The organism is Streptomyces sp. NPDC037288 (assembly GCF_055603265.1).
Genome location: NZ_JBVJVY010000003.1, coordinates 13,384 through 36,319, shown reverse-complemented (window position 1 = coordinate 36,319; position 22,936 = coordinate 13,384). Strand labels below are relative to the sequence as shown.

The window sequence follows — 22,936 nt, the reverse complement described above, 5'->3', positions numbered from 1 at the left end:
CATCCCGGAGCAGGGCGGGGACGTCGGCAGACGTTCCCGCCCGACCTGCCCCTCCCCATCCGAAAGGCGCATCCATGCGTAAGAAGGTTACGGCCCTGTCCGTCCTGGCAGCGGGCCTCGTCCTGGCGGCCGGTGGCGCCGCTGCGGCCGACGACAACGTCACCACCGTCACCGGCGGCAACGGCTTCTCGGAGTCCCCGGTCGTCGTGAACTCCCCTCAGCAGGGCCTCCTCGTCTCCAACGGCTCGGTCATCGACGGCCGCTGCATCGCGCCGTGGTCCAACGGCTCCGTCGGCGTCCTCGGTGGCGCCGGTGTCGCCGCGCCGAACTCGCACTACGCCGCCTGCAACACCGCGGCGGTCGACCAGACGCAGCTGGCCCCCTACACCGGTGGTCTGCTGTTCTGAGCAGCCCGGAGCCTGGCGGCCCGCCGACGCTCGGCGGGCCGCCATCTGCTTTTCCCGCACACGGAGAAGGCCGGCTCCGAGAACCCCGGAGCCGGCCTGAAAGCCCAGCGGATGCGTCTTCTACTTCAAGACGGGAAGCGCGGCGGGCGGCTTGCCGTTGAGGGGGTTCGGCAGGGCGCCGCCCAGGACGGGGGTCTTGACGACACCCGACTTCTTCACGCCGTCCGCCGCGTGCTTGACGTCGCTGGCCAGTGCGCCGGTCGGCATCTGGGCTGCGGTGGGGAGAGACCGGGCAACCGTCTTCCCGTCATCGATGAGGCCCTGCGCCGGTACGTCCGCCGCGAAAGCCGGCGCCGCGGCGCCCGCCATGGCCAGTGCGCCGACAACGATGGCGGCAGCCTTCAGACTCTTCATTGTGTTCCTTTCTCTCGCTTCCGCTGGGCTAACGAGAGAGAGGCGCCACGGGAAACTCCGTTGACCGCAAGTTCCCGCAACTCATACATCCTGAACGACATCGCAGGAATTCTTATCGGATTATCTTTGCGTTACGCCGTCCGGTCGCGGGTCCAAGCAGGTGAATTCTTCCGACACGGTTGACGGTTCCGCGGAAAAAGGGACTAGATGCTTTGCGCTGGTTCCACGTTTTTCTTCGGAAGGGAAGCCTCGGTCATGCGCATTCCCCGTGAGCCGCACGTCCTGCACGTCACTCAGCCGGTCGAGGACGGTGTCGCACGGTTCGTGACGGACCTGGCGGTGGCGCAGCTCGCCGCGGGGCTGCGGGTCAGTGTCGCCTGCCCGCGCGGCGCGCTGGCGGACGCGCTGCGCGCGGAGGGCTGCAGGCTGCTTCCCTGGAACGCGACCCGCTCACCCGGACCCCGGCTCCCCGGTGAAGTGGCCCTGTTGGCCCGGGTGCTGCGCGAGGTGCGGCCCGACGTGGTGCACGCGCACGGCACCAAGGCGGGGCTGGCCACCCGGCTCGCGGTGCGCGGCCGGCTCCCGACCGTCTTCCAGCCGTACGCGTGGTCGTTCGAGGCCGTGGACGGCGTCAAGGCCCAAGCGGCCGTGCGCTGGGAACAGTTCGGGGCGCGGTGGGCGGCACGCGTCCTCTGTGTGAGCGAGGCGGAACGGCGTACCGGGGAACGGCACGGCATCACCGCCCAGTGGCTCATGGTCCCCGACGGCGTCGACACACGCAGGTTCCGGCCCGAGGGGAGCGTCGCCCGGTCCGCGACCGGCCCCCTCGTCGTGTGCGTGGGACGGCTGTGCCGGCAGAAGGGGCAGGACGTGCTCCTGCGGGCCTGGCCCGCCGTCGTACGGCAGGTGCCGGACGCCCGGCTGGTGCTGGTCGGCAGCGGTCCGGATGCGGGACGACTGCGCGCGGCGGCGCCCGCGTCGGTGGAGTTCGCCGGCCCGGCAGCCGACGCCGCCCCCTGGTACCGGGCCGCCGACGTGGTGGTCCTGCCGTCCCGCTGGGAGGGCCGGGCGCTCGTCCCCCTGGAGGCCATGGCGTGCGCCCGGCCGGTCCTCGTGACGGACGTGGACGGCGTGCGCGAGAGCCTGCCGCCCGGCCATCTGCCGCACTGCCTGGTGCCGCCGGAGGACTCCGACGCGCTGGCGCGGGCGCTGACCGCGCTGCTGCGCCGTACGCCGCTGCGCGCGGCCCTGGGTGCGCAGGGCCGCGCGCACGTGGTCGCCGCCCACGACATCCAGCAGACCAGGGACGCGGTGAGCGACGTGTACCGCGAACTGCTCGGCATCGGCACCACGCCGTTCGTGCCCAGCCAGAGCAGGGAGTCCATCACCACGTGAGGGCGCCGTCCCTTCGGCGTCGTCCCCTCACCGCGCCCCGGCCGGTCACTTGGCGGCGAACGCGGTCACGTCGAGCGGCGCCGACCGGGGTGTTGTGTTCCTTCCGTCGGTGACGGCGATCGTGTAGCGGTGCTGAGAGCCGGGGGAGACCGCATCCGTGTACGACATCTCCGGGCGGTACCATTCGGCCGACCGCTGCTTCCGCGTGGCCACGGGGAACCCGTCCCGGTAGATCCGGTAGGTCAGCTCCGCGTCGTCCCTGTCCCAAGAGGCGCGCCAGATCAGCGTGACCTTCCCGGTGCGTGAGCCGTCGCTCGTGAGCTGGGGGGTCTCCTGGGGAGCCGTGTTGCGGGGACCGGCCCCGAAACGCGTCAGGCCCTGCTGGGGTGTGCCGTTGACGGCGGTGAACTCGCCCCCCGCCCACAGGATGTCGCCCGCCATCGCGAGCGCCCGCGGACCGACCTTCTCACCGATGCCGTCGTCGGTGTCGGGGAACCAGTGCAGGATGCGCTTGTCGTCGGCCGACTGCGCGAGGAAGTGCCGGCGGGCCCCGTCGGGGAAGCCCCCCGGTGTCAGCCCGCAGTAGTGGGCGTGGGAAGCGCTGTACAGGATGCCCTTGTACAGGGCGAGATCCTGGGTGGCACCCAGACAGGTGTCCTTCCAGACCATCGCGCCGTTGGACAGCCGGCCGGCGATGCGGCCGTCGAAGATGCCCGTCCCCGCGCCCTCGGCACCCAGGTAGAAGCGGTCGCCGTTGCGCACCAGCGACGTCACCGTGGACCGTTCCGGGATCCAGTCGGGAAAGGACCGCACGGTCGCACCGGTGGTGGGATTCAGGGAGACCAGCGCCTGCTCCGGACGGCCGTTGACGTGGTGGAAGGCGCCGCCGACGAGTACCTGTCCGCGATCGGGCGCGGCCAGGATCGCGCGGACCGGCTCGTCGATGTCGGCGCTGAACGGCAGCAGCGAGCCGCTCGGGGTGAACGCCGCGACGCGGTTCCGGGACCGGCCGTCGACGACGGTGAACTCACCACCCAGGTAGACGGTCTTACCGGTGGCCTCGATGGTCCGCACGAGCGCGCTCATCGCGGGGCGGAAGTCCTTGCGCAGTGAACAGCCGGCCGTGTCGAGCGCGACCGCACTGGTCACACCCGTGCGGTCGACGTGGCCGAACGATCCGCCGACGTACAGCACTTTGCCGTCGGGCGAGGCCTTCAGGGCCCGGACCGTGCCCATGCCGCCAGTGAAGGAGTGTGCGCACGGCAGCAGTTTGCCGGTCACGGCGTCGAACGCCGCGAAGTTCTTCCGGGCGACCTCCTTCTCACCGGGCTTGGCGCCGGGCGGGCGGACGCTGTCGAAGGTGCCGCCGACGTACACGACACCCCGCGCGTACTCGACGGACCAGACGATTCCGTCCGTCTGCCATGTCGCCAACGGGGCGGCGGTCAGCGTCTTTTCGTCGCGCGGCTGCGCGCCGGAAGCGGTGGTGAGTGAGGCGGCGGCAAGGAGGACCGCGGCAAGGGCCGTGGTAGCGGTCCTGGAAGTGCTTTTCCTTAGACGCATGGAACATCCCGGGTCGAGGGATACGGGGGCGAGAAGCTTTCCGAAGGTAGACACCCGGCCGCGTGTCACCGGATTCGACAAGCGGGCGCTCCACCCTTCAGGCCCCTACTGAAGCTCAAATGGCCTAGGAAAAGGAGTCGTAATCCATAACGGCAGTCCATTCGTGCGAGTGTGGGCACGCCCGGCGGCGGACACTTGGTCAAGCTCGAACTGCCAATGGAAATGGCGTGAGAGTTCGCCAGGGCGTGATCAGGTACCCGAGGTCAGGTACCCAAGCATTGAGGAGGAGTACTCGTTATGCGAGTAGCTGCCCGAACGAAGACGCAGCCACAAGGGCGGAGTTGGGGAGCGCGGCTCGTCGGCGCCGGCCTGACCGCGACCGTGGCATTCGGAATCGCCGCCGGCCCCGCGTCGGCCCACGCGGTTCCCCGAGTGATGCCGGCCTGCAAGTCGTGCCCGACGACCGGCACGTCGGGGTGCTCGGCGTGCCAGCCGAGCGGCACGTCAGGGTGCTCGGCCTGCCAGCCGACGACGCCGCCCCCGTCGGGCTGCACGCCGTGCCAGACGACCCCGCCCCCGCCGCCTCCGACCTGCCCGGCGGGCTCGACCGGGTTCAGCGTGACCAATCCGGCGAGCGGAGCCGTGGCGATCCCCGGCGACGGAAACCTCCAGCTCACCGTCAGCCACCTCACCCAGGGACAGGCGTTCGGCTTCAGCATCCCCTCGGCCGCTCACCGTGCCGTCGTCCAGGTCACGGTCACGGGCAGCACCGGCGCCAAGGTCTACAAGTACGACAGCTCGACGGGCTTCCCCGACGGCACGGCGGCCGACGCGGGACTCCACGCCCCGGCCAACTCGAGCGGTAAGGACCCGGACATCACCCGTATCGACTTCTGCGTCAAGCCCACCAAGTACGTCTGACGCGGCGGCGCCCGGCACCGCCTGACCGTGCCGTACCGCCGCGCCGTACACAGATGTGGGGGCCCGGGACATTCCGGGCCCCCACACGCCGGAGGCAGTCGGACGGCCGGGGTTCAGTCCGTGGGCGAGGTCTCACCGGGGGACACGGGCGGGGTGGCGGGCGTGGCCGGTGCGGACCTGGCGCCGGCGGGGTCGGCGTCGATGCAGTCGGTGAAGCGTACGAAGGGGGCGGGCGTCGCGCGGGGGCCGTCGGTGACGGCGAACTCGCGCTGCGGCCGGCTGCGCAGCAGGCACATGTCGTAGCGGACGACGGCCGGCTGGGTGTCCTGCCGGCCGGTCGTCCGGTACTGGTGACGGCCCACGAGCTGGCAGGAGTCGTAGCGGATCAGCGGGCCCCGCGGGCCCACGCTGTACTGGTGCGGACGGATGTCGGCCGAGAAGTCCTTGTAGGCGTTCGCGGTGTCGTCGCAGTCGGTGAAGTGGACCGTTCCGCTGTTCCACACGCAGTCGATGATCCGCACGTCCGGGTCGCGTACCTCGAAGCGGATGTCCTGGGCGTGGAAGCGCTGTACCGAGTCGTGGTGCTCGCCGACCGGGAAGCGGAAGAAGGTGCTGGTGGTGCCGTACTCCGCGGTGCTCGCGGGGCGTTTGCCGGTGATGATGTAGGAGCCGCCCCGGCAGGAAATGGATCCGCCGTAGGGGAACTCCAGGAAGTTACCCCACTCGTATTCGACCTTCATGTCGTTGAACCAGTAGTTCAGGAACTGGTCCTGGTCGTTCGGCGCGGTCTGTTTGCGTCCCGTGAGCCCCGAGTAGAGAAACGCCTTGCGGTAGCTGCCGGCGACCGTGCAGGCCTGCCACAGCATCTCCGAGTTGGTGTTCGTGCCGTCGAGGGCCAGCCCGTACTCCCATTCCCCGAGCCATTCGCACTCCGAGAACCGGTAGTCCTGGGCCTGTCCGGTGGAGTACGAACGGAAGAAGGAGGCGCCCGGCGTGGCGGAGCGGAACTGCATGCGCTCGAAGGAGAGGTTGGACCAGCTGTCCTCGTTCCGGCACAGATAGGAGCCCGGGCCGGTGTCCGGACGGAAGACGAGGGCGGTCATGTTCTTGCCCGCCCCGACAAAGCGCAGACCGTTCGCGGGCCGTGGCGGGGCGACGCCGTTCAACAGGGCGTGCGGACGCGTGATGAGGAAGTCGCCGGCGGGGATCTCGACCACCAGCCGGCCCACGCCGTCTCGGACGCGGGCGGCGGCGAGCGTGTACGCGGTCTCGAATGCCTGTGTGTCGTCGGTGCGTCCGTCACCCACGGCACCGAGATCGGTGACATTGACCGAGGACATCGGCCCGATATCCGCACGCTTGGCGGACGCACTTTTGGCGGACGCACTGTTGGCGGGCAGGGCTGCCGCGACCAGCAGCGATGTTCCGCCGCGCAGGATACGCCGACGATTGCGGGCCATCTCGCCACCCTGTTCTGTCATAGTTGCCTTCCTTTCTCACATGGTTTTCACCAAGGAGGGTTATGGCCGAGTTCGCGGAAATGCTGAGGCAACTGTCGACGGCACAGAAACCGGCGAAGGGGGTGTCGGTCTACAGCCGGTTCGTCAATCGCCCGGCCGGCCGTGTGGTGGCGGCGCTGGCCTCCCGGTTCGGGGCGACCCCCAATCAGCTGACGCTACTCGGTGCCCTGTTCACTTTTCCGGCCCTGGCCGCTGTGGCCCTGCTGCGGCCGGAGCCCGTGATGTCGGTCGGTGTCGGTGTGGCCCTTGCCGTGGGTTTCGCCCTGGATTCCGCGGACGGTCAGCTCGCGCGGAGCCAGCGCTCCGCGACCTTGTCGGGTGAATGGCTGGACCATGTGCTGGACTGCGTCAGGATCGTCACCCTGCACCTGGTGGTGCTGGTGGCGTTCTACCGTTTCTTCGCCCTTCCCAGTCCGCTCCTTCTGCTGGCCCCCCTGCTGTTCCAGCTCGCCGCGGTGGTGATCTTTTTCGGCGGAATTCTCACGCAGCAGCTCAAGGGGCGGGTGGCGGCGGGAAGGGGCGGGGGTCCTGCCTCGGCGTGGGGGTCCGTCCTGCTTTTGCCGGTCGACTACGGCACGACCTGCGTCTGCTTTCTATTTCTTGGCAGTCGGGACCTCTTCCTTGCCCTGTACTGCGTGCTCCTCGTGGCTCATGTCCTGTTCATGGTGGCCTTCCTGGTGAAGTGGTTCCGCGAGCTGCATCAGCTCCAGCGCCCTGCGCAGTAGCGTGCTGGACGTGTGCACGGTGTAGGGGAAGTAGACGACTTCGACACCGACCTTCGCGAAACGGCGTTCGAGGATGTCCCATTTGGGGGTGCCCTTCCAGTCGTCGCCCTTGAACACGACGTGGAATCCGACCTGCTTCCAGATCTGCAGCTTGTCCCCGTGGGTTTCCACGACGACGTCGTCGACGTGTCGCACACTGCGGACGATCTCCAGGCGCTCGGCCAGCGGGATCACCGGCTGCCTGCCCTTGAGGCGTCTGGTCAGCTCGTCGGACGCCAGCCCCGCCACGAGCCGGTCGCAGTGCCGGCGCGCCTCACGCAGGATGCTGAGGTGCCCGATGTGGAAGAGGTCCCAGACGCCGGGCGCGTAGCCGATGCGTGTCGCTGTCACAGCTCACGCTCCGCTCGTCCGGCCGGTGCGCGCGGGCACCGTCACGGACAGTGCGGCGGAGCGGGGAGAGGTGCGGGTGCCGTTCGTCACCTCGATCGCGTACCGGTGGCGGGAACCGGCGGGCACGGAGTCGGTGTAGCTCATGACCGGAAGGTCCCAGGACGCGGAGGACGCGGCCTGCCGGGAGACGAGCCGCCCGTCCCGGAAGAGCCGGTACGTCAGGACGGCGGTGTTGCGGTCCCACGTGGCCTGCCAGCCGAGGGTGACCTTTCCCGGGCGCGTGGCCAGGAGCGTGAGAGCGGGGCTCTGGGGCACGCTCGTGGCGGGGGTGGCGCCGAAGCGGGTGAGGCCCTGCTGCGGCCGGTCGTTGACCTGGGTGAACTCACCTCCGACCCACAGGGCGCCCCCGGCCGTGGCCAGGGTGCGGGGGCCCACGCCCTCGCCGAGTCCGCCGTCGGTGTCGGGGAACCAGTGCAGGATCCTCCGGTCGGTGACCGACTGGGCCAGGAGGGTGTGCCGGACACCCCGCTCGGGGAAACCGCCGGGGGTCCGGGAGCAGTCGTGCGCGTGGGAGGCGCTGTAGAGCACGCCGTTGTGGGGCAGCACGGCCTGGGTGGCGCCGAGGCAGGTGTCCTTCCACAGCATGGCGCCGTCGCGGAGCCGGCCCGCGATGCGTCCGTCGAAGACGCCCAGCCCCTCGCCTTCGGCACCGATGTAGAAGCGGGAGCCGTCCTGTGCGATCGACTTGACCGTCGAACCGGACGGCAGCCAGCCCGCAAAGGTGCGGACCGTCGCCCCGGTGGTGAGGTCCAGCGCGGCCAGGGCGTGGACCCGCCTGCCGTTGACCGACTTGAAGTCCCCGCCGACCAGGAGCTGGCGCCCGGAGGTCACGGCCGACAGGGCGCGGACGGGAAGGTCCACGTTCGCCCTGAAGGGCAGCAGGGAACCCGCGGGGGTCAAGGCGGCGACGCGGGCCCTGCCCCGGCCGTAGACCTGGTCGAAGTCGCCGCCCAGGTACACCGCTCTGCTGGTGGTCGCGATGGCCCGGACGGTCGCGGACACCGCGGGTCGGAAGTCCTTGCGCAGGGTGCAGTCGGTGGTGTTCAGGGCCACCGCGTTGGCCACCCCCGTGGACCCGACGTGGCCGAAGGAGCCCCCCACGTACAGCACCCGGCCGTCGGGGGAGGCCTTCATGGCCCGTACCGTGCCGGCGCTGTACGGGCCGGCACCCTCGCTGAAGGACGGGGCACAGGGCAGCAGCGCGCCGGTCGCGGCGTCGAACGCGGCGAAGTTGTGCCGCGGGACCTGCCGGGTGCCGGGGGCGGCACCGGGCGGGCGGACCGCGCCGAAGCTGCCCCCGGCGTAGACGACACCGCGGGCGTAGGCCAGGGACCAGACGACTCCGTCCGTCTGCCAGGTGGCCAGGGGATCGGCGGTGAGTGTTGCCGGATCGTGCCGCGTCACCGCGGCGGCGGGGGAGCAGAGCAGGGCGCCTGCGCACATGAGGGCTGCGGCAGCCGGACCCGTGACCGCCTTCTTGCGGAGCTTGCTGTGGCGCAAGGGACACCTCGAAGGAAAGGGGCGGGCAGGTTGAGGGGCGATGCCTCATACGGTGCGACGGCGCAGCACCTGGACCAGCTCGCTTACTCCCAGAGGCGTACGGTATCGCCACAAAAAAGTACCAAATACCGACATTCCGACTGTCAGGCTGAGTGCGAGTCCTGACGGGGTGTCACCCGACAGGGTGCGCACCCCTGCCAGCGCCACCGAGACGGCCATGGCGATGGCGAAGGCACGTGTGTAACCGGTGGCCACGGTCGCGAAGCCCAGGCGCAGCCGGACCAGCAGGGCGGCCGAGAGGTTCTCCAGGACGATGGCCGTACCCCAGGAGAGGGCCGCGCCGAGGATGCCCCACCGGGGCACGGCGAGGAAACCCACGGTGAGCTGCACCGCGAACGCCGCGGCGGTGCAGGCCAGATGCCACGAGCTCTTCCCGGCCATGAGCAGCACGGTCTGCGCGTTGCCGACCGCCACATTGACGACGGCTGCGGCACACAGCACGACCAGGGCGGGGGCACCCTGGGTGAACTCGGGCCCGAACACGGCGAGAACCGTGCGGGGAAATCCGGCGATCAGAACGAACAGCGGCCAGGAGAAGAGGACGATCCAGCAGGTCGAGGTGCGGTGCAGATGCTGGGCCTCGGCGAACTCGCCGACCGCGAGGAGCCGGCTGAGCTGGGGCGCCACGGCCAGGCGGACGGCGAGTTGGAGAAGGGTGCCCGCGGTGACGACGCGGCCGATGGCGGTGTAGATCCCCGCCTCGGCGTCCGTGGCCAGCGCCGACAGCAGGAGGACCCCGACCCAGACCGCGCTGATGTCGAAGACGGAGGAGATCGCGCGGGGGGCGGAGAAGGCCCAGAAGTCCCGCCAGGAAACCGACTCTCCGCCCGCGGGCAGGGGTGCGGAGCGGGGGGCCCGGCAGCGGCGCAGGCCCAGCCAGGCGGCGGCGAGACCGGCCAGCGCCGGCAGCAGCCACGCCGCCGCCAGGGTCAGCATTCCGGGCGCCCAGTACGCCACGGGTACCGCGATCAGCACCCGCAGCACGGGCTTGCCGATCTGCTCCACGGAGACGAACGGCACCACGGTGCTGTACCCCTGGGTGGCACCGAGCAGGATCAGGCTGACGGTGGCGGCCGGCAGGACCAGGCCGAAGAACCGGATCAACGCGAGCGCGTCGGCGCGCGGCAGGTGCGGCAGCAGCGTGGTCGCCACCGCGGGGCACCACAGCAGCACCATGGCCGCCGCGGTGGAGGCCGCCAGGGCCGGCAGCACCGCCATGCGCAGCAGCGAGCCCACCGAGCGGCCGCCGTTGAGGACGAGGTCACCGGGGATGAAGCGGACGAGCCCGGTGTCGGCGCCGAGCTTGCAGACGTTGCTGGCGATGGTGAACAGGGCGACGCCGGCGAAGATCGCTCCGGCCCCGTGGGCTCCGACCGCCCGGGTGATCAGGCCGACCAGGAGGAAGGCGAACACGGCGTTCGTACCGGAACCCACCGCGCCCCACACCCCGCCCCGTGCGGCGGCGGCGACCGTGCCGCGGGCGCCGGCCCCCCCGGCGGTGGCGTCAGGGGCCGCCCCGGACGCCGTCATCCCCGGGTGACCGTGAGGGTGTCGTGCTGCCCCGCCCGCTGCGTGGCCGGCCGGACGCCCTCGGCCCGGGAGCGCGGCTTGAGGCGGCGGAGCACGGCGGCGCCGAGGCCTCGCCGCGCGCGCCCGGCGTCCACCACGGCGCCCAGCAGGCGTCCGCCGGAGCAGCCGATCAGTTCGCTCATCTGCCTGAGGTCCTCCCGCCGGGTGTCGCGTCCGGTGACGACCAGGACACCGCCGAAGTCCTCGGCGACGGCCAGTGCGTTCGGGTGCTCCAGCAGGGGCCTGGCGGCGACGACCGCGACGGGCGAGCCGGTGCCGGATGACACCTGCTCCATCGTCCGGGACACATCGGCCTGGAGGGGCACGCCGGTCCTGTCGCTGGAGCAGAGGGCGAACCGTCCCGCGGACCCCGCGTCGACCAGGAGACCCCCCTCGGGCAGCGGCGTCTCCTGCCCGGTGCGCTCCGCCTCCGGCACCAGCGGCAGGCGCGCCGCGAGACCGGGCGCGTCGGGGTCGGCGTCCACGAGCACCGCCCGCCGCCCGCACTCCGCGAGGGCCGCGGCCAGGTTCGCGGCGACCGTCCCGGCGGCGCCGTGGCGCCGCGGGGCCACCACGAGGAGGCAGCCGCCACCCCCCGAGAGCCCCGCCTGCGTCAGGCGGTAGGCCACCGAGCGGAAGGCCTGTGCACGGGCGCCGCGGGTACGGCCGACCGTCAGCGGAGCGTTCCTGGAGCGGCGCTCGTGGGGCAGGACGCCCAGTACGGGCGCGCGCAGTGCGGTCTGCACCTCGCGGACCGACCGGACCCGGCGGTCGAGGGCCGAGCACAGCCAGGCCAGCATGATGCCCAGGACGACGCCGCCGGCCAGGCCGAGGACGACCAGGGTCTGCATCCCCGGGCCCGAGGGCCTGGCGGGCACGGCGGCCCTGCGCACGACGTCGCCGCCGTCGGTGTCACGGGAGCTGATCTCGGACACGCGCTTGTGCAGGCTGTTGATCTCGCTCTTCGCGGGGGAGGTCCCGCCGTCGTCGTCCGTTTCCTTCTTCGCCTGCCGGGTCAGCGCCGTGATCTGCTGCTTCATTCCGGCGACGGCCCGCTGGACGGCCGCGTCGTTGCGGCTTGCGCGGTCGGCGAGATAGGCCTCGGCGAAGGCGTTGGCGCCGCGTGCCGCGCGCCCCGGGGCGTTGGCGGTGAACTCGAAGCGGAGCACCTGGGACTTGCCCGGGTTGGTGACCCGCAGATGCCTCTGCAGTGCGGCGGCCCGGCTGGCGGGCTGGCCCAGGGTGTGCGCCGCGCGGACGGCGACGGTGGCGCCGGCGGCGATCTGCTGCTCGGTGCTCATGCTGATCTGGTTGTCGGCGGGCGCGCTGACCGAGCCGAACGGGTCGGCGCCGACACGGACGAGGACGTCGCTGGCGGAGCTGTAGGTGCCGGCGCCGTACCACGCCACGGCCAGCCCGCCGAGCAGGCCCAGGACGACTCCCAGTGCCATCGCGACGCGGTGGCGAAGGAGCAGGCGCAGTTGCTCGCGGAGCTGATCCGGTTCGTCGTAACGGTCGTCGAAGGGGATGGGGCCGGTCACAGGTGTCCTCCTGCGTGCGAAGGTGAGGCGTGCGGGGTGGGGGCGGACAGCAGCGCCGGTGAGGCGAGTCCGACGGTCCGGCGGGCCGGCGTGGAGATCAGCAGCGGGACGGTCAGCAGCAGCAGCATCGGGCCGGTGATGCCGAGCAGGCTGCCGCGCAGGAACATCAACTGGTAGAAGGCGAAGGCGGGTACCAGCAAGGCCGCCAGCGTGCCGGGCCGGCCGAGCAGGCGGTCCCGCACCTCGTCCATACGGCGGCCCGCCGCGCCCAGCAGCAGGAACACGAGGGCCACCGCGGGCGGGCCGGCCCACAGGTAACTCTCGATCCACAAGGGCGCCGACAGGTTGAGGAAGTCGTAACCCGCGTACTGCGCCAGCGCGATACCGGTGTCGTCGGGTTTGTCCGGCCACACCGAGCGCGGCACCATGAACAGGAGCGGGCCGAGCGCCTGCCGGGGTGAGATCCCCTTCTCGCGGGCGTAGTCGAGGCCGGTCTGCACCTGCTGGAAGGCGTCGTAGTCGCCCTTGGTGGTGAACTGCTCGGACAGGGAGACGACGGAGACCGCGTGCCGGTCGTCGTAGCGGAAGTAGTCGCTGTAGGGGAAGACGACGAGCACCGTGGCGAGTACGGCGACGGCGAGCGCGCGGGTGGCCCGGGGCCGGCACAGCCGGGGCACGTTGAACAGCAGCGTCAGCAGCACCGTGCCGGCCCAGAACCTCGGCTTGCTGATGGGGTTGTTGACGATGATGTTGACCGCGGCGAGCAGGGGCAGCAGCAGCCACCGCAGGCCCCGCAGCAGACGGTCACCGTCCGGCAGGCGCGGCAGGCGCAGCAGGCTCAGCAGGCCCCAGAACGCGGGCACGGACAGGGACCAGCTGCGCAGCGGCTGCAGGAAGGCGTCCGGTGCCTCGTCCAGGGCGCCGGTCTCGTTGATGGCCTCGCGGCTGGTGAAGTAGGCGCCGATCCCGCCCGGTTGGCCGTGCAGCAGCAGCACCGCCAGGGACAGGGCGCAGCCGCACAGCACCAGGACGCGCCAGGGGGAGAGGCGGCGGGCGAGCAGCCGTTCCGGCAGGCCGGGCCGGGCGGCGTGCAGGTGCGCACGCCGGGCGGCGAGGGCGGTTCCGGCGCTGTAGGCGAGCAGCCCCAGCTCGACCGTCGCCACGGCCCGCAGGGAGGTTTCCGCGCCGGCCCGGTACGGCCAGGGATAGGTGTCCGAGGTGAGCATCGGCAGGGGGGCCAGCCCGAACCAGATGTAGGAGAACATCCAGAAGCCGAGAGCGACGAGCCGGACCTTGGGTGCGGTGAGCACGCGGGCGAGGGCGGCCCCGGTGTGCGCCACGACGACACCCTGTAGCACGAGCGCCATCGGCACCGGCCCGTTGTGCGGCCGCAGGACCAGCACCGGCAGCAGGACGGTCAGGACGACGGCCCAGACGCAGAGCGCGGGCACACTGCGCACGCCCGCGTCCCGCACCGGGACTTCTGCGGCCGACGACTGCTGCTGCGGAAACCTCACTGGCCGATATATAGCGCCGTTATGCCGTAAATCACCTAGGGCGCGCCAATGCAGGGCAAATAGGGCAGAAATGAATACTCTGGGCGAGCGGAAGTCCAGTGCCGGCGCGGTCGGCCCCACCTCAGGTCTCCCCATCACCAGAGGAGTTGTCCATGAACAAGCAGGTCGACGCCGTCGTTGCCGGTGGCGGGGGATTCATCGGCGGGCACCTCGTGGGCGCCCTCCTGGCGCAGGGACTGACGGTCCGCTCCATCGACATCAAACCCCTGCGCGCGTGGCACCAGGTCCACGAGGACGCCGAGAACGTCATCGCGGACCTCTCGCTCCTCGACGGCGCACGCAGGGGCGTCCAGGGCGCCCGGTACGTGTACATGCTGGCCGCGGACATGGGCGGCATGGGCTTCATCGAGAACAACAAGGCAGCGTGCATGATGTCGGTGCTCACCAGCACCCACATGCTGCAGGCCGCACACGAGGCCGGTGCCGAGCGCTACTTCTACTCCTCCTCCGCCTGCGTCTACGCCGCCGGCAAGCAGACGGATCCGAACGTCACCGCGCTGAAGGAGCAGGACGCCTATCCGGCGCAGCCGGAGGACGGCTACGGCTGGGAGAAACTCTTCTCGGAGCGCATGTGCCGGCACTACGCGGAGGACTACGGGTTCACCACCCGCGTCGCCCGCTACCACAACGTCTACGGCCCGCACGGCACCTGGGCCGGCGGCCGGGAGAAGGCCCCGGCCGCGGTCTGCCGCAAGGTGGCCGAGGCCGTCCTCAGCGGTGACCACCGGATCGAGATCTGGGGCGACGGACGGCAGACCCGCTCCTTCATGTACATCGACGACTGTCTGCACGGCACCCGGATGATCATGCGCGGGGACAGCGGCGTACCGGTCAACCTCGGTTCCTCGGAACTCGTGACGATCAACCAGCTCGTCGACCTCGTCGAGCAGATCGCGGGCATCCGCTGCGAACGCAGCTACCGGCTCGACGCCCCGCAGGGAGTGCGCGGACGCAACTCCGACAACACCCTGATCCGCGAGATCTACGGCTGGGAACCCTCGGTCCCCCTGCTCAACGGCCTGGAGCGGACCTACGCCTGGGTCTACGACCAGGTGAAGCGCTCGCACGGCTGAACCGACGGTGCGGGAGGGCGACAAGCCGATGAGGATCTTCGTTCACGACTACAGCGGTCACCCCTTCCAGGCCCAGCTCAGCCGGGAGCTGGCACGCCGCGGGCACGCGGTGGTCCACTCGACCTGCGCGGCCTATCTCAGCGGCAAGGGCGACCTCGGGGCGGACGTCGCCGGCCTGCGCTTCGCCACCATCGGGGAGCGCACGGTGCTGAGGAAACAGGCCTATGTGCACCGGCTCGGCCAGGAGACCCGGCTCGGCGTCGAGCTGGCCCAGCAGGTCGCACGGGCCAGGCCCGAGGTGGCGCTGTTGTCCAACCTGCCGGTTCCGGTCCTCGCCGTGACCGCGGCGGCCCTGAAGCGGCTGCGCATCCCCTGGGTGCTGTGGCACCAGGACATCACCGCCGTCGCGCTCAAGAGCTTCGCCGCCGCAGATGTCGCCGGCGCGATGGGCATCGCGGCGAAGGTCCTCGGTGCCGGCGAGAAGTGGGCGGCACGGCAGGCCGCGGCCATCGTGGTGATCGCCGACTCCTTCGTGCCGGTGCACCGGCGGTGGGGCACCGCCGACAAGGTCACCGTGATCCCCAACTGGGCGCCGCTGGACGAGATCGTTCCCGTGGCCAGGGCCAACGCATGGTCGGACGAGCAGCGGTTGAGCGACGTGAAGACCCTGCTCTACGCCGGAACCCTGGGCCTGAAGCACAACCCCGTGCTGCTGGTGCAGCTGGCGGAGCGCCTGCGTCGGCGGGGCGAGCGGGTGCGTCTCGTGGTCGTCAACGAAGGCCCGGCCGTGCCCGTCCTCAGGGAGGCCGCCGCCGCCCGCGGGGTCGAGCTGACGCTGCTGCCCTTCCAGCCCTACCGGCGGCTGCCCGAGGTGCTGGGCACGGGCGACGTGCTCGTCGTCCTTCTCGAAGGGGACGCCGGGACGTTCTCGGTGCCGTCGAAGACGTTGTCGTACCTGTGCGCCGGGCGTCCGGTGCTCGGCCTGATGCCCGCGGACAACCTGGCCGCCCAGCTGCTGCGGCAGGCCGGCTCGGTGGTCTTCCCGCCGGACGAATCCTCGTTGGAGGGCGCCGCCGCGTGGGTCCGGGACGTCCTGTCCGACCCGGAACTCGCCGCGTCCCTGGGCAAGCAGAGCCGGGTCCTGGCCGAGCGGGAGTTCGCCCTGGAGGCCTCCGCCTCCCGCTTCGAGCACATCCTCAGAACGGCAACCACCACCTCGGCGCGCGGCACCGTCCCAGCAGGCGGGTGACCCCCACCGGACCACCGCCCGATGCCGGTGGGGATCCCGCCCGGGGGCAGCCCCGCCCCGGGGCCGACGGCCTCCCGGCGGGACAGCCCCGCCCCGCCGGCACTCCACCGTGGCAGCGCCCCCGGCGCCCCCCCGCCCCCCGCGGACAACGGCGTCTCTACCGGGACTGGTCGCGGTAGATGCCCTCCAGGCGGTCCGCTACCGCCTGAATGGAGAAGGTTTCCTCGATGGCGCGGTGGCCGGCGTCGGTCAGTCGGTGGCGTAGGTGTTCGTCGGTGAGGAGGGTGCTCACTGCCTCGGCCAGGGCCTCCGGGGTGCCGTCGGTGACCATCGCGGCCTGCCGGTGCGCCAGTTCCTCGGCGATGCCGCAGCTGCTCGTGCACACGACGGGTGTTCCTTCGGCCAGCGCTTCCAGAACCGTCATGGGAAACGGCTCGTTCACACTGGGCAGGACGTACACGGCCGCCCCGCGGTAGGCCTCCAGCGCCGCGGAGTGTTCCAGCGGGCCGCCGTAGCGGACCACGTCGGTCAAGCCCCGGTCGGCGACGAGCTGGTGCACCTGGCCCAGCGATCCCTCGTCGGCGCCGTAGAGGGTGAACCGCGCCTGGGGGATCTCCTTGTGGACCAGGGCCGCCATTTCCACGAACGCCTCGGGGCGTTTGCGCGGGTGCAGCCGGGCCAGGAAGATCACTTCACGGCTGTCGCGCGGCTGCGTGTGCCCCACGTGAGGGGACAGTCGCATGCCGTTGGCCAGCATCACCAGCGGCGGGTGCCCGGTGCCCAGCACCGCGGACAGGGCCCGCCGTTCCCGTTCGGTGAGTACGAGGCAGCGGCGCGCCCGCCGCAGCAGGGGGACGTAGACGCTGTCGAATGCGCGCGCGACGATGCCGGTCCGGGGTTCGACCATGCCATGCGTCTGGACGACGAAGTCGACGCGGCGCAGCCGGGCGACGGCGAGCGCGGCCAGGGACACGAGGTCCCTTCCCACATGGAGGTGCACGGCGCCGGCGCGCCCCATGGCCTGCCACAGATCCCACAGCAGCAGGGGATGCATGAGGCCGAGGCACCCCTGGCCCGGGACGACGGTCCGCGCCCGGCGGGAGACGAAGGGGATGGTGCCGATGCGCGGCGGAGCCAGCGCCGTGCCCCGCCACAGGGACACCAGCCGTACGTCGTGGCCGCGTTCGGCCAGCTCCTGGAGCTGTGCGATCGCCACGCTCGGCGGGCCACCGAAGGTCCCGTCGTCGCTGACGAGCGTGACCACCTGGACCACTCTCATGCCCTGACCTCCTTCATGGATGCGGACGCGGCCGTCCCCGGTGTGCCGCCCGCCGTCAGGACGGTGCCCGGCGCCAGGTCCCGGTGGGCCACGGCGCCGGCGCCCACCACGGCGCCCCGACCGACGGTGACGCCGCGCAGGACGACCGCCCGCGCGGCGACCCAGCTGCCCGGCTCCAGGCGGACGGGGCCGTTGTCGTACTCGAACGTGGGGGAACGGCGCAGATGACTGCCCGTGCACAGCAGCGCGTTCTGCGAGACACAGCAGTCGTGGCCGATGGTGACGGGTTCGAGGTTGATGATCCAGGCGCTCTCGCCGATCCACACGTCGTCGCCGACGTCCAGCTTCCACGGCCAGTGCACCCGCACTCCGTGCCGGATCAGCACCCGCTGTCCGATGCGGGCGCCGAAGGCCCGCAGCAGCGGCGGACGCCAGCGGTCCGGACACCACCACTTGACGAAGACCAGGTGCTGGACGGCGAACCAGGCGGCCTGCACGAACAGGGGCCGCCCCTTGTCGTATCCGGCACCGGTGAAGCCGCGCAGAGACCATGTCGCTGCCATGACGCTGTACCTTTCAGTAGGCGCCCTGGCCGTCCAGTACCGCTCGCACGGTGCGGGCCATCACGGTGACGTCCCCGGCCAGGGACCAGTTGTCGATGTACCGCAGATCGAGCGCGACGGTCTCGTTCCAGGAGAGGTCCGCCCGTCCGCTCACCTGCCACAGCCCCGTCAGACCCGGTTTGACGGTGAGCCGGCGCCGTTCCACGGGGTTGTACTTGACGACCTCTTCGGGCAACGGAGGACGCGGCCCGACCAGGGACATGTGGCCGAGCAGGACGTTGAACAGCTGGGGCAGCTCGTCGAGCGAATAGCGGCGCAGGACGCGTCCCACGGGGGTGATCCGCGGGTCACGACGCAGCTTGAACATGTGTCCGTCGTTCTCGTTCGCCTCTTCCAGCTCGCTCTTGAGCCGGTCCGCGCCCACCACCATGGTGCGGAACTTCCACATGGAGAAGTGCGTGTCGCACCGGCCCACGCGCGTCTGCCGGTACAGGGCGGGGCCGGGTGAGCCGAGCCGCACCGCCAGTGCCACGCCGAGCAGCAGGGGGGAGAGAAGGACGATCAGCAGTAGCGCGCCCACCCGGTCCACGACGGCCTTGAACAGGGCCGGGATCCCGTGACGCGCGGGCGGTGCGATGTGCAGCATCGTCAGTCCGGCGGCGGAGGTGGCCCGCAGCCGGCGGCGTGCGACGTCGACGATGCCGGGCAGCACGACGAGGGGGCAGCCCCGGTCGTGCAGCGCCCAGGACAGCCGGCGCAGCCGCTCGCCCGACATGTGGCGGCTCACCGCCACGAAGACCAGGTCGGCCGCCAGTTCGTCGACGGCGGCGAGCACCCCCGCCGCGTCCGTCTCCGGTGGCTGCGGCGCTTCGCCGGCCAGCCGTACGCACACGGCGACTCCGGAGGACACCGGATGCCCGCCCACCGCGCAGGCGCCGACGATGACGTATCCGTGGTCGGTGCGCTGGGCGAGCTGAGCGACCACGGCGTCCACCAGGGGCCCTTCGCCGATGACCAGGACCCGGTGCAGTACGCGGGCGTCCCTGCGTGCGGCCCGTAGCCGGCGACGGATCACCTTCTGGCAGGTCGCGGTGAGCGCCAGCGCGGGCAGCAGCGCGGTGAAGGCCTCGATGGGGCCGTTGTCCGGTCCGCACAGCACGTGGAGCACGGCCAGGGCGCCGACCAGGATCAGCCAGTCCCTCAGGACGGCCCGCAGATCGACCGCGTCGGCCCAGACCCCGGGGGCGTAGCGCTTGCCGGCCACGCCGATCAGTGGCCACAACGCGGCGGCGGCAGCGGCCAGGAGCAGCGCACGCGGCTCCCGGCCCTGCAGGATCGCCGCCGACAGGGGCAGCGCCGCCCCGACGAGATCCACACAGACGGAGAGCGCGCCGTACCCGTGAACCCGTGTGCCTTCGCGGTGAAGAGTCCTGTACGGCGTGGAGGACGGCGCCTGCCCGGACACCGCGTTGGTGGACCGCCCCATGGCTCTCCTTCAGAAGCCCCCAGTCGCTCTCTTCGGCCACTACTTATATCAGGCATTCTTCACAAAACAATGTCATTCGGTACGAGATTGTGGTCGGTGACGAGGGCGCGCGAGGGGTGTGTGTGAGGACAGTGGGGGAAGTGGATCATATGTGTACTATCAGGACATTGAGGAACCATCAGCCGCATCTGAGGGGCGCTTATGTGGAACAGAGTGCTGGCGGTCGGAGCTCACCCGGACGACATCGAGTTCGGTTGTGGAGGTGCCCTCTTGCGGCACGCGGCGCAGGGGGCGTCGATCACCTTGGTCATCGTCAGCGACGGAGCCCTCGCCGGGGACGCCGTGGTGCGCGCCGCCGAACAGGACCATGCCGCACAGCTCCTGGGCGCCAAGGCGGTGATGCTGCACCGGCCCGACGGCCAACTCGGCCCGCTGCGCGAGCTGGTGAGCCGCCTGGAGGAGGAGATCGCCAACGCGGCGCCCGACCTGGTCTACGCGCATCTGCCGGAGGACATCCACCAGGACCACGTCAGGACGCATCAGGCCCTCAGGGTCGCCGCCCGGCGCCTGGACAACGTACTGCTGTACGAGTCTCCCCGGTCCCCCCTGCTGTCGTCGGGCATCAGCGTGGACATCAGCCCGGTGATCGAGCGGAAGACCGCCCTCCTCGCGGCGCACGCCTCCCAGATCGGCACCCGCAGCGAACTGGGGGCCGAGGCGGTCCGCGCGCGGGCCGTCCTGCACGGCAGCAGGGTCGGCTGCGCCCACGCCGAGATGTTCCAGCCCCTGCGCTTCACCATGCCGCTCGGCCACGCCGTGTGACAGCGCCGCGGGGCCCTCCCGCAGGCGTCACCGGGTGACGCCGGCCCGGCCTTCGGTGACGCGCCATTCGGGGGACATCCCTCCCGCACGCCAGCGAGCCCACGCCGCGACCCATGGCCTCGCGATCACCGTGGGGGAGAAGCCGGTGGACCGAGGGAGGAGATGACGATGCCGGTATTTGCCGTGCTCGCCCACACCGAGCCCCAGTTGTTCGCGCGGCTCGCCGAGCGGCTGGCGCCGTACCCGGTGGTCGTCCACGTGGACGCACGGTCGCGCGCCGCCGACTTCGCGGGGGTGCCGCGCGCCACGCACGTCCGCGACCGCGTCGCCGTCCGGTGGGGAGGTTTCTCGGTCGTCCGCGCGACGCTCGCCCTGTACCGCACGGCACTGGAGTTCGCGCAGCCGTCCGACCACATCGTTCTGCTGTCCGGGCAGTGCTACCCCGCCCGGCCGGTGCGCGCATTCGCCGCACACCTCGCCTCGGCACCGTTCCGGCAGCACTGCCGGGCGGCCGCGGTGCTCGACGACAGGGCCACCGCCGGCCGTGTCCTCAAGCGGTGGTGTCTCGACGCCGTGCCGACCGGACCGGGGCCGACCTATCTCCCCCGCGCCCTGCTGCGCAGAGGGATCTCGGAGCTGACCCCCCGGCGCAGGCCCTCCGTGTTCGGTGACATCGAGCCGGTGGCGGGCAGTCAGTGGACGGCGCTGACCGCCGACTGCGTCGCGGACCTGCTCGGCAAGGCGGAGGACCCCCGCTGGGAGAACCTGTTCCGTACGACGCACGCGCCCGACGAGATGTTCTTCCACACGCTCGTCTGGAACAGCGGCTGGCGCGAGGAGGTGGAGGACCCGGTCCTGCGGCCGAGGGCCGGGCGCGGCACCGCCGACTTCACCAACTTCCACCACCTGGACCGGCTGCTCAAGGGCACGCGGACCCTCGCCGACCTCCCGGCGATCGAAGCCTCCCGGATGTTCTTCACCCGCAAGGTCGCGTCACCGCAGTCGGCGGAGTTGCTCGACGCCCTCGACAGACGGGCGTGAGCCGACGCTCACCGGCACGTTCATCCGTCCGCTGCGCTCCCGGCTCGGGCGGCGCAGCGGACGCAGGCGGAACCGGTGGGTGCCGGGCACGAGGCGTCCGGCACCCGGTGCACTAGCGGCGGGCCGCGGCCCGGCCTCGCCGGTACAGGACGGTTCCGGCGACCAGCAGCGCACCGCTGGCGGCCATGGCTCCTGAGGTGGTCTCCGCGCCGGTCTTGGCCAGCTCCGGGGGCGGCGGAGTCCGCTTCACGGGCGGTGTCTTCACGGGGGTGGGCTTGGGGGCCGGGACGTGCTTGCGGGGTGGTGGCGGGACGGTCTTGGTGGGGGGAGGCGTCGGCGTGTCCTCGCCGTAGCAGGCGCAGGAGGACCCGTAACTCGGCTCGTCGTCGCCGTAGCTGGAGCTGGCGCTGCCGGCGGTGGAGCTGGAGTCGTCGTCGGATCCGTAGCTCTGGTCGCTCGCCTTCGTCGTGGGGGCGTCGGAAGCCGGGGCCGTGGACCCCGCCTCCCTGTGCGCCTGCCGCACGACGGCCTCTGCGCGAGCGATCGCCCTCAGGGCACTTGACTCACCGGGGATGACTTGCTGGGGAGCCGTATCGCCCGACAGCACCGTGTGTGAGTCCGCCCCTGTCGCCTGCGGACCGGAGTCCGCGAACGCCCATGTGCCGGACAGAGTCAGGGCGCTTGTCGCGGCGGCGGCCACGACCAATCCCTTGGTCAGGGTCTGTCGCACTCTCGTTGTCTTTCTCTCAGGCGGGAAGGGGAAGCCGGCGTCGGCCGTTGATCCGGCCTTCCTCATTGCCGGGTTCCACAGGGTCGCCGCAGGGGACCGTGATGCCGCACGTTCACACTCGCCACGACCTGCGAACTGTGAACGAGATATGAAGGCCCGAAGATACCGAGAGGCGTGGATTGCCAGAGAATTCACCCGATTGCCCGCCCGTGGCCGATGGGGTGCGTGCGGTGGTCGTGCCCCGAACGGACGGGTGGTTCACCGGAATGAGCCTGACCGGTTGCCGAAGTCGGCGGGTGATCTCACGGTGGGCTCATGAAACGACGCACCAGCGATCCGGCGCACCGGTGAAAGGAACGTCCATGGGCGGTCCACCCGCGAGGCCGGCAACGGCCGGTTCTCCACCCATCAGGCCCCCACCCTCGTCCAGGCCGTCGAGGACACCGTCGCCAAGGTGACCTGCCGGCCTCCCGACGAGGCACCGACCTGGGCCGTACCGCAGCGGCGGCCCAGGCGCGCGTCGTGGGGCGCCCCCCGATTACCAGGGCCGAGGGGCGCGCCCACGGTGCCCCGGTCGAGAGCCGTCCCATGACGTCCCCCGATCGTGTGGAGCGCCGGCCGCCGTCCTCCGGCCGGCTGAGCGCGCACCGGGCCGACCCGTCAGGTGCCGATAGGGTCGCGCGGTGACCTCAGCCGCCACCGGCACGCGCCTGTTTTGCCGCGCCGCCCCGGGCCGTCCCGCCCGGCCGTCCCGCCCGGCCGTCCCGCCCGGCCGTCCCGCCCGGCCGGACGGTCACGCCGCCGGCGCGGCAGGTCCGGGCGGTCGTCCCCGTGCCGTCCCGATCCGCCCGGGCCGAGGCCCGGTACGCCGGCGCGGGCCGCGGCCCGCACGGCTCCCCGCCTGACGGCGGCGGCACCGGTGCCCCGGACGGTGGGCGGCAGCCCCGGCCTCACGCCCTCGGTCCGGTGGCCCACGGCACCCTGGTCCGCGTCGGCGTGAGCCTGCCGGCCGGCGCCGCCCGCGCCGCTGGTACGGGCTGACCGCCGACGC

Annotated in this window: 20 protein-coding genes and 1 pseudogene; 9 read left to right on the top strand and 12 right to left on the bottom strand. The window is 71.6% G+C overall.

Going from position 1 to position 22,936, the window contains the following annotated elements:
* Positions 1–74 precede the first annotated feature (74 nt).
* A complete protein-coding gene (locus tag ACZ7GZ_RS04290) occupies positions 75–407 on the top strand; it encodes a hypothetical protein (protein ID WP_471020836.1) in 333 nt (110 codons plus the stop codon).
* 120 nt (positions 408–527) lie between these two features.
* Here the strand turns inward: ACZ7GZ_RS04290 and ACZ7GZ_RS04285 are convergent, their stop codons facing one another.
* Complete coding sequence (locus ACZ7GZ_RS04285; protein ID WP_471020835.1) at positions 528–821, bottom strand: hypothetical protein; 294 nt, start codon at positions 819–821, stop codon at positions 528–530.
* 255 nt (positions 822–1,076) lie between these two features.
* On the opposite strand from ACZ7GZ_RS04285, the gene ACZ7GZ_RS04280 reads away from it, so the two are divergent.
* Positions 1,077–2,216 (top strand): glycosyltransferase family 4 protein, encoded by a 1,140-nt coding sequence (locus ACZ7GZ_RS04280; protein ID WP_471020833.1) that lies wholly within the window; start codon positions 1,077–1,079, stop codon positions 2,214–2,216.
* A 45-nt stretch (positions 2,217–2,261) separates the two neighbouring features.
* Here ACZ7GZ_RS04280 and ACZ7GZ_RS04275 read toward each other — a convergent pair whose 3' ends face one another.
* On the bottom strand, positions 2,262–3,779 hold the full coding sequence (locus ACZ7GZ_RS04275; RefSeq protein ID WP_471020832.1) for a fibronectin type III domain-containing protein: 1,518 nt from the start codon (positions 3,777–3,779) through the stop codon (positions 2,262–2,264).
* A gap of 618 nt (positions 3,780–4,397) precedes the next feature.
* On the opposite strand from ACZ7GZ_RS04275, the gene ACZ7GZ_RS04270 reads away from it, so the two are divergent.
* Entirely contained in the window at positions 4,398–4,700 is a 303-nt protein-coding gene (locus ACZ7GZ_RS04270; protein ID WP_471020831.1) for a hypothetical protein, read from the top strand.
* Positions 4,701–4,813: 113 nt separating this feature from the next.
* Here ACZ7GZ_RS04270 and ACZ7GZ_RS04265 read toward each other — a convergent pair whose 3' ends face one another.
* Positions 4,814–6,181, bottom strand: coding sequence for a glycosyl hydrolase family 28-related protein (locus ACZ7GZ_RS04265; protein ID WP_471020829.1), 1,368 nt, complete (start codon positions 6,179–6,181; stop codon positions 4,814–4,816).
* 41 nt (positions 6,182–6,222) lie between these two features.
* Here ACZ7GZ_RS04265 and ACZ7GZ_RS04260 point away from each other — a divergent pair.
* A pseudogene (locus ACZ7GZ_RS04260) lies at positions 6,223–6,930 on the top strand (CDP-alcohol phosphatidyltransferase family protein); the annotation flags it as partial.
* Here ACZ7GZ_RS04260 and ACZ7GZ_RS04255 read toward each other — a convergent pair.
* The 5 genes from ACZ7GZ_RS04255 to ACZ7GZ_RS04235 are packed head-to-tail and all read right to left on the bottom strand — an operon-like array spanning position 6,814 to position 13,582.
* Positions 6,814–7,335, bottom strand: a complete 522-nt coding sequence (locus tag ACZ7GZ_RS04255; RefSeq protein ID WP_471020827.1) for an FAD synthase family protein — start codon at positions 7,333–7,335, stop codon at positions 6,814–6,816. The pseudogene ACZ7GZ_RS04260 and the gene ACZ7GZ_RS04255 overlap by 117 nt on opposite strands.
* A gap of 3 nt (positions 7,336–7,338) precedes the next feature.
* Positions 7,339–8,895, bottom strand: coding sequence for a fibronectin type III domain-containing protein (locus ACZ7GZ_RS04250; RefSeq protein WP_471020826.1), 1,557 nt, complete (start codon positions 8,893–8,895; stop codon positions 7,339–7,341).
* Positions 8,896–8,940: 45 nt separating this feature from the next.
* On the bottom strand, positions 8,941–10,485 hold the full coding sequence (locus ACZ7GZ_RS04245; protein WP_471020824.1) for a lipopolysaccharide biosynthesis protein: 1,545 nt from the start codon (positions 10,483–10,485) through the stop codon (positions 8,941–8,943).
* Positions 10,482–12,065: a YveK family protein gene (locus ACZ7GZ_RS04240; RefSeq protein WP_471020823.1), complete on the bottom strand. Its 1,584-nt coding sequence runs from the start codon at positions 12,063–12,065 to the stop codon at positions 10,482–10,484. Before ACZ7GZ_RS04240 ends, ACZ7GZ_RS04245 begins: the two co-directional genes overlap by 4 nt.
* Entirely contained in the window at positions 12,062–13,582 is a 1,521-nt protein-coding gene (locus ACZ7GZ_RS04235) for a hypothetical protein (protein ID WP_471020821.1), read from the bottom strand. Before ACZ7GZ_RS04235 ends, ACZ7GZ_RS04240 begins: the two co-directional genes overlap by 4 nt.
* Before the next feature lie 152 nt (positions 13,583–13,734).
* Between ACZ7GZ_RS04235 and ACZ7GZ_RS04230 the strand changes: the two genes are divergently transcribed.
* Positions 13,735–14,715, top strand: coding sequence for an NAD-dependent epimerase/dehydratase family protein (locus ACZ7GZ_RS04230; RefSeq protein WP_471020819.1), 981 nt, complete (start codon positions 13,735–13,737; stop codon positions 14,713–14,715).
* Between the two features lie 28 nt (positions 14,716–14,743).
* Positions 14,744–15,964, top strand: coding sequence for a glycosyltransferase family 4 protein (locus tag ACZ7GZ_RS04225; RefSeq protein WP_471020818.1), 1,221 nt, complete (start codon positions 14,744–14,746; stop codon positions 15,962–15,964).
* 157 nt (positions 15,965–16,121) lie between these two features.
* Here ACZ7GZ_RS04225 and ACZ7GZ_RS04220 read toward each other — a convergent pair whose 3' ends face one another.
* Genes ACZ7GZ_RS04220 through ACZ7GZ_RS04210 form a run of 3 tightly spaced genes read right to left on the bottom strand, consistent with a single transcriptional unit; the run spans position 16,122 to position 19,181 of the window.
* Positions 16,122–17,243 carry a glycosyltransferase gene (locus tag ACZ7GZ_RS04220; RefSeq protein WP_471020817.1) on the bottom strand — a complete coding sequence of 374 codons (1,122 nt, stop codon included), beginning with the start codon at positions 17,241–17,243 and terminating at the stop codon, positions 16,122–16,124.
* Positions 17,240–17,806: a DapH/DapD/GlmU-related protein gene (locus tag ACZ7GZ_RS04215; protein ID WP_471020816.1), complete on the bottom strand. Its 567-nt coding sequence runs from the start codon at positions 17,804–17,806 to the stop codon at positions 17,240–17,242. Before ACZ7GZ_RS04215 ends, ACZ7GZ_RS04220 begins: the two co-directional genes overlap by 4 nt.
* 13 nt (positions 17,807–17,819) lie before the next feature.
* Positions 17,820–19,181 (bottom strand): sugar transferase, encoded by a 1,362-nt coding sequence (locus ACZ7GZ_RS04210; protein WP_471021231.1) that lies wholly within the window; start codon positions 19,179–19,181, stop codon positions 17,820–17,822.
* A gap of 312 nt (positions 19,182–19,493) precedes the next feature.
* Between ACZ7GZ_RS04210 and ACZ7GZ_RS04205 the strand changes: the two genes are divergently transcribed.
* Together ACZ7GZ_RS04205 and ACZ7GZ_RS04200 are read left to right on the top strand one after the other, a co-directional pair.
* On the top strand, positions 19,494–20,114 hold the full coding sequence (locus ACZ7GZ_RS04205) for a PIG-L deacetylase family protein (RefSeq protein WP_471020814.1): 621 nt from the start codon (positions 19,494–19,496) through the stop codon (positions 20,112–20,114).
* A gap of 168 nt (positions 20,115–20,282) precedes the next feature.
* The gene (locus ACZ7GZ_RS04200; RefSeq protein WP_471020813.1) at positions 20,283–21,155 is read left to right on the top strand and encodes a beta-1,6-N-acetylglucosaminyltransferase; all 873 of its coding nucleotides are present in this window, start codon (positions 20,283–20,285) and stop codon (positions 21,153–21,155) included.
* A 112-nt stretch (positions 21,156–21,267) separates the two neighbouring features.
* Here ACZ7GZ_RS04200 and ACZ7GZ_RS04195 read toward each other — a convergent pair whose 3' ends face one another.
* Complete coding sequence (locus tag ACZ7GZ_RS04195; RefSeq protein ID WP_471020812.1) at positions 21,268–21,678, bottom strand: LPXTG cell wall anchor domain-containing protein; 411 nt, start codon at positions 21,676–21,678, stop codon at positions 21,268–21,270.
* Positions 21,679–22,716: 1,038 nt separating this feature from the next.
* Between ACZ7GZ_RS04195 and ACZ7GZ_RS04190 the strand changes: the two genes are divergently transcribed.
* Positions 22,717–22,926, top strand: a complete 210-nt coding sequence (locus ACZ7GZ_RS04190; RefSeq protein WP_471020811.1) for a hypothetical protein — start codon at positions 22,717–22,719, stop codon at positions 22,924–22,926.
* Positions 22,927–22,936: the final 10 nt, after the last annotated feature.

What these genes read in the sequence shown, in the direction of transcription:
- ACZ7GZ_RS04200 (WP_471020813.1), top strand. Translation starts at nt 20,283, where the DNA reads ATGCCGGTATTTGCCGTGCTCGCCCACACCGAGCCCCAGTTGTTCGCG.
- ACZ7GZ_RS04225 (WP_471020818.1), top strand. Translation starts at nt 14,744, where the DNA reads ATGAGGATCTTCGTTCACGACTACAGCGGTCACCCCTTCCAGGCCCAG.
- ACZ7GZ_RS04280 (WP_471020833.1), top strand. Translation starts at nt 1,077, where the DNA reads ATGCGCATTCCCCGTGAGCCGCACGTCCTGCACGTCACTCAGCCGGTC.
- ACZ7GZ_RS04205 (WP_471020814.1), top strand. Translation starts at nt 19,494, where the DNA reads ATGTGGAACAGAGTGCTGGCGGTCGGAGCTCACCCGGACGACATCGAG.
- ACZ7GZ_RS04265 (WP_471020829.1), bottom strand. Translation starts at nt 6,181, where the DNA reads ATGACAGAACAGGGTGGCGAGATGGCCCGCAATCGTCGGCGTATCCTG.
- ACZ7GZ_RS04285 (WP_471020835.1), bottom strand. Translation starts at nt 821, where the DNA reads ATGAAGAGTCTGAAGGCTGCCGCCATCGTTGTCGGCGCACTGGCCATG.
- ACZ7GZ_RS04215 (WP_471020816.1), bottom strand. Translation starts at nt 17,806, where the DNA reads ATGGCAGCGACATGGTCTCTGCGCGGCTTCACCGGTGCCGGATACGAC.
- ACZ7GZ_RS04230 (WP_471020819.1), top strand. Translation starts at nt 13,735, where the DNA reads ATGAACAAGCAGGTCGACGCCGTCGTTGCCGGTGGCGGGGGATTCATC.
- ACZ7GZ_RS04290 (WP_471020836.1), top strand. Translation starts at nt 75, where the DNA reads ATGCGTAAGAAGGTTACGGCCCTGTCCGTCCTGGCAGCGGGCCTCGTC.
- ACZ7GZ_RS04220 (WP_471020817.1), bottom strand. Translation starts at nt 17,243, where the DNA reads ATGAGAGTGGTCCAGGTGGTCACGCTCGTCAGCGACGACGGGACCTTC.
- ACZ7GZ_RS04245 (WP_471020824.1), bottom strand. Translation starts at nt 10,485, where the DNA reads ATGACGGCGTCCGGGGCGGCCCCTGACGCCACCGCCGGGGGGGCCGGC.
- ACZ7GZ_RS04275 (WP_471020832.1), bottom strand. Translation starts at nt 3,779, where the DNA reads ATGCGTCTAAGGAAAAGCACTTCCAGGACCGCTACCACGGCCCTTGCC.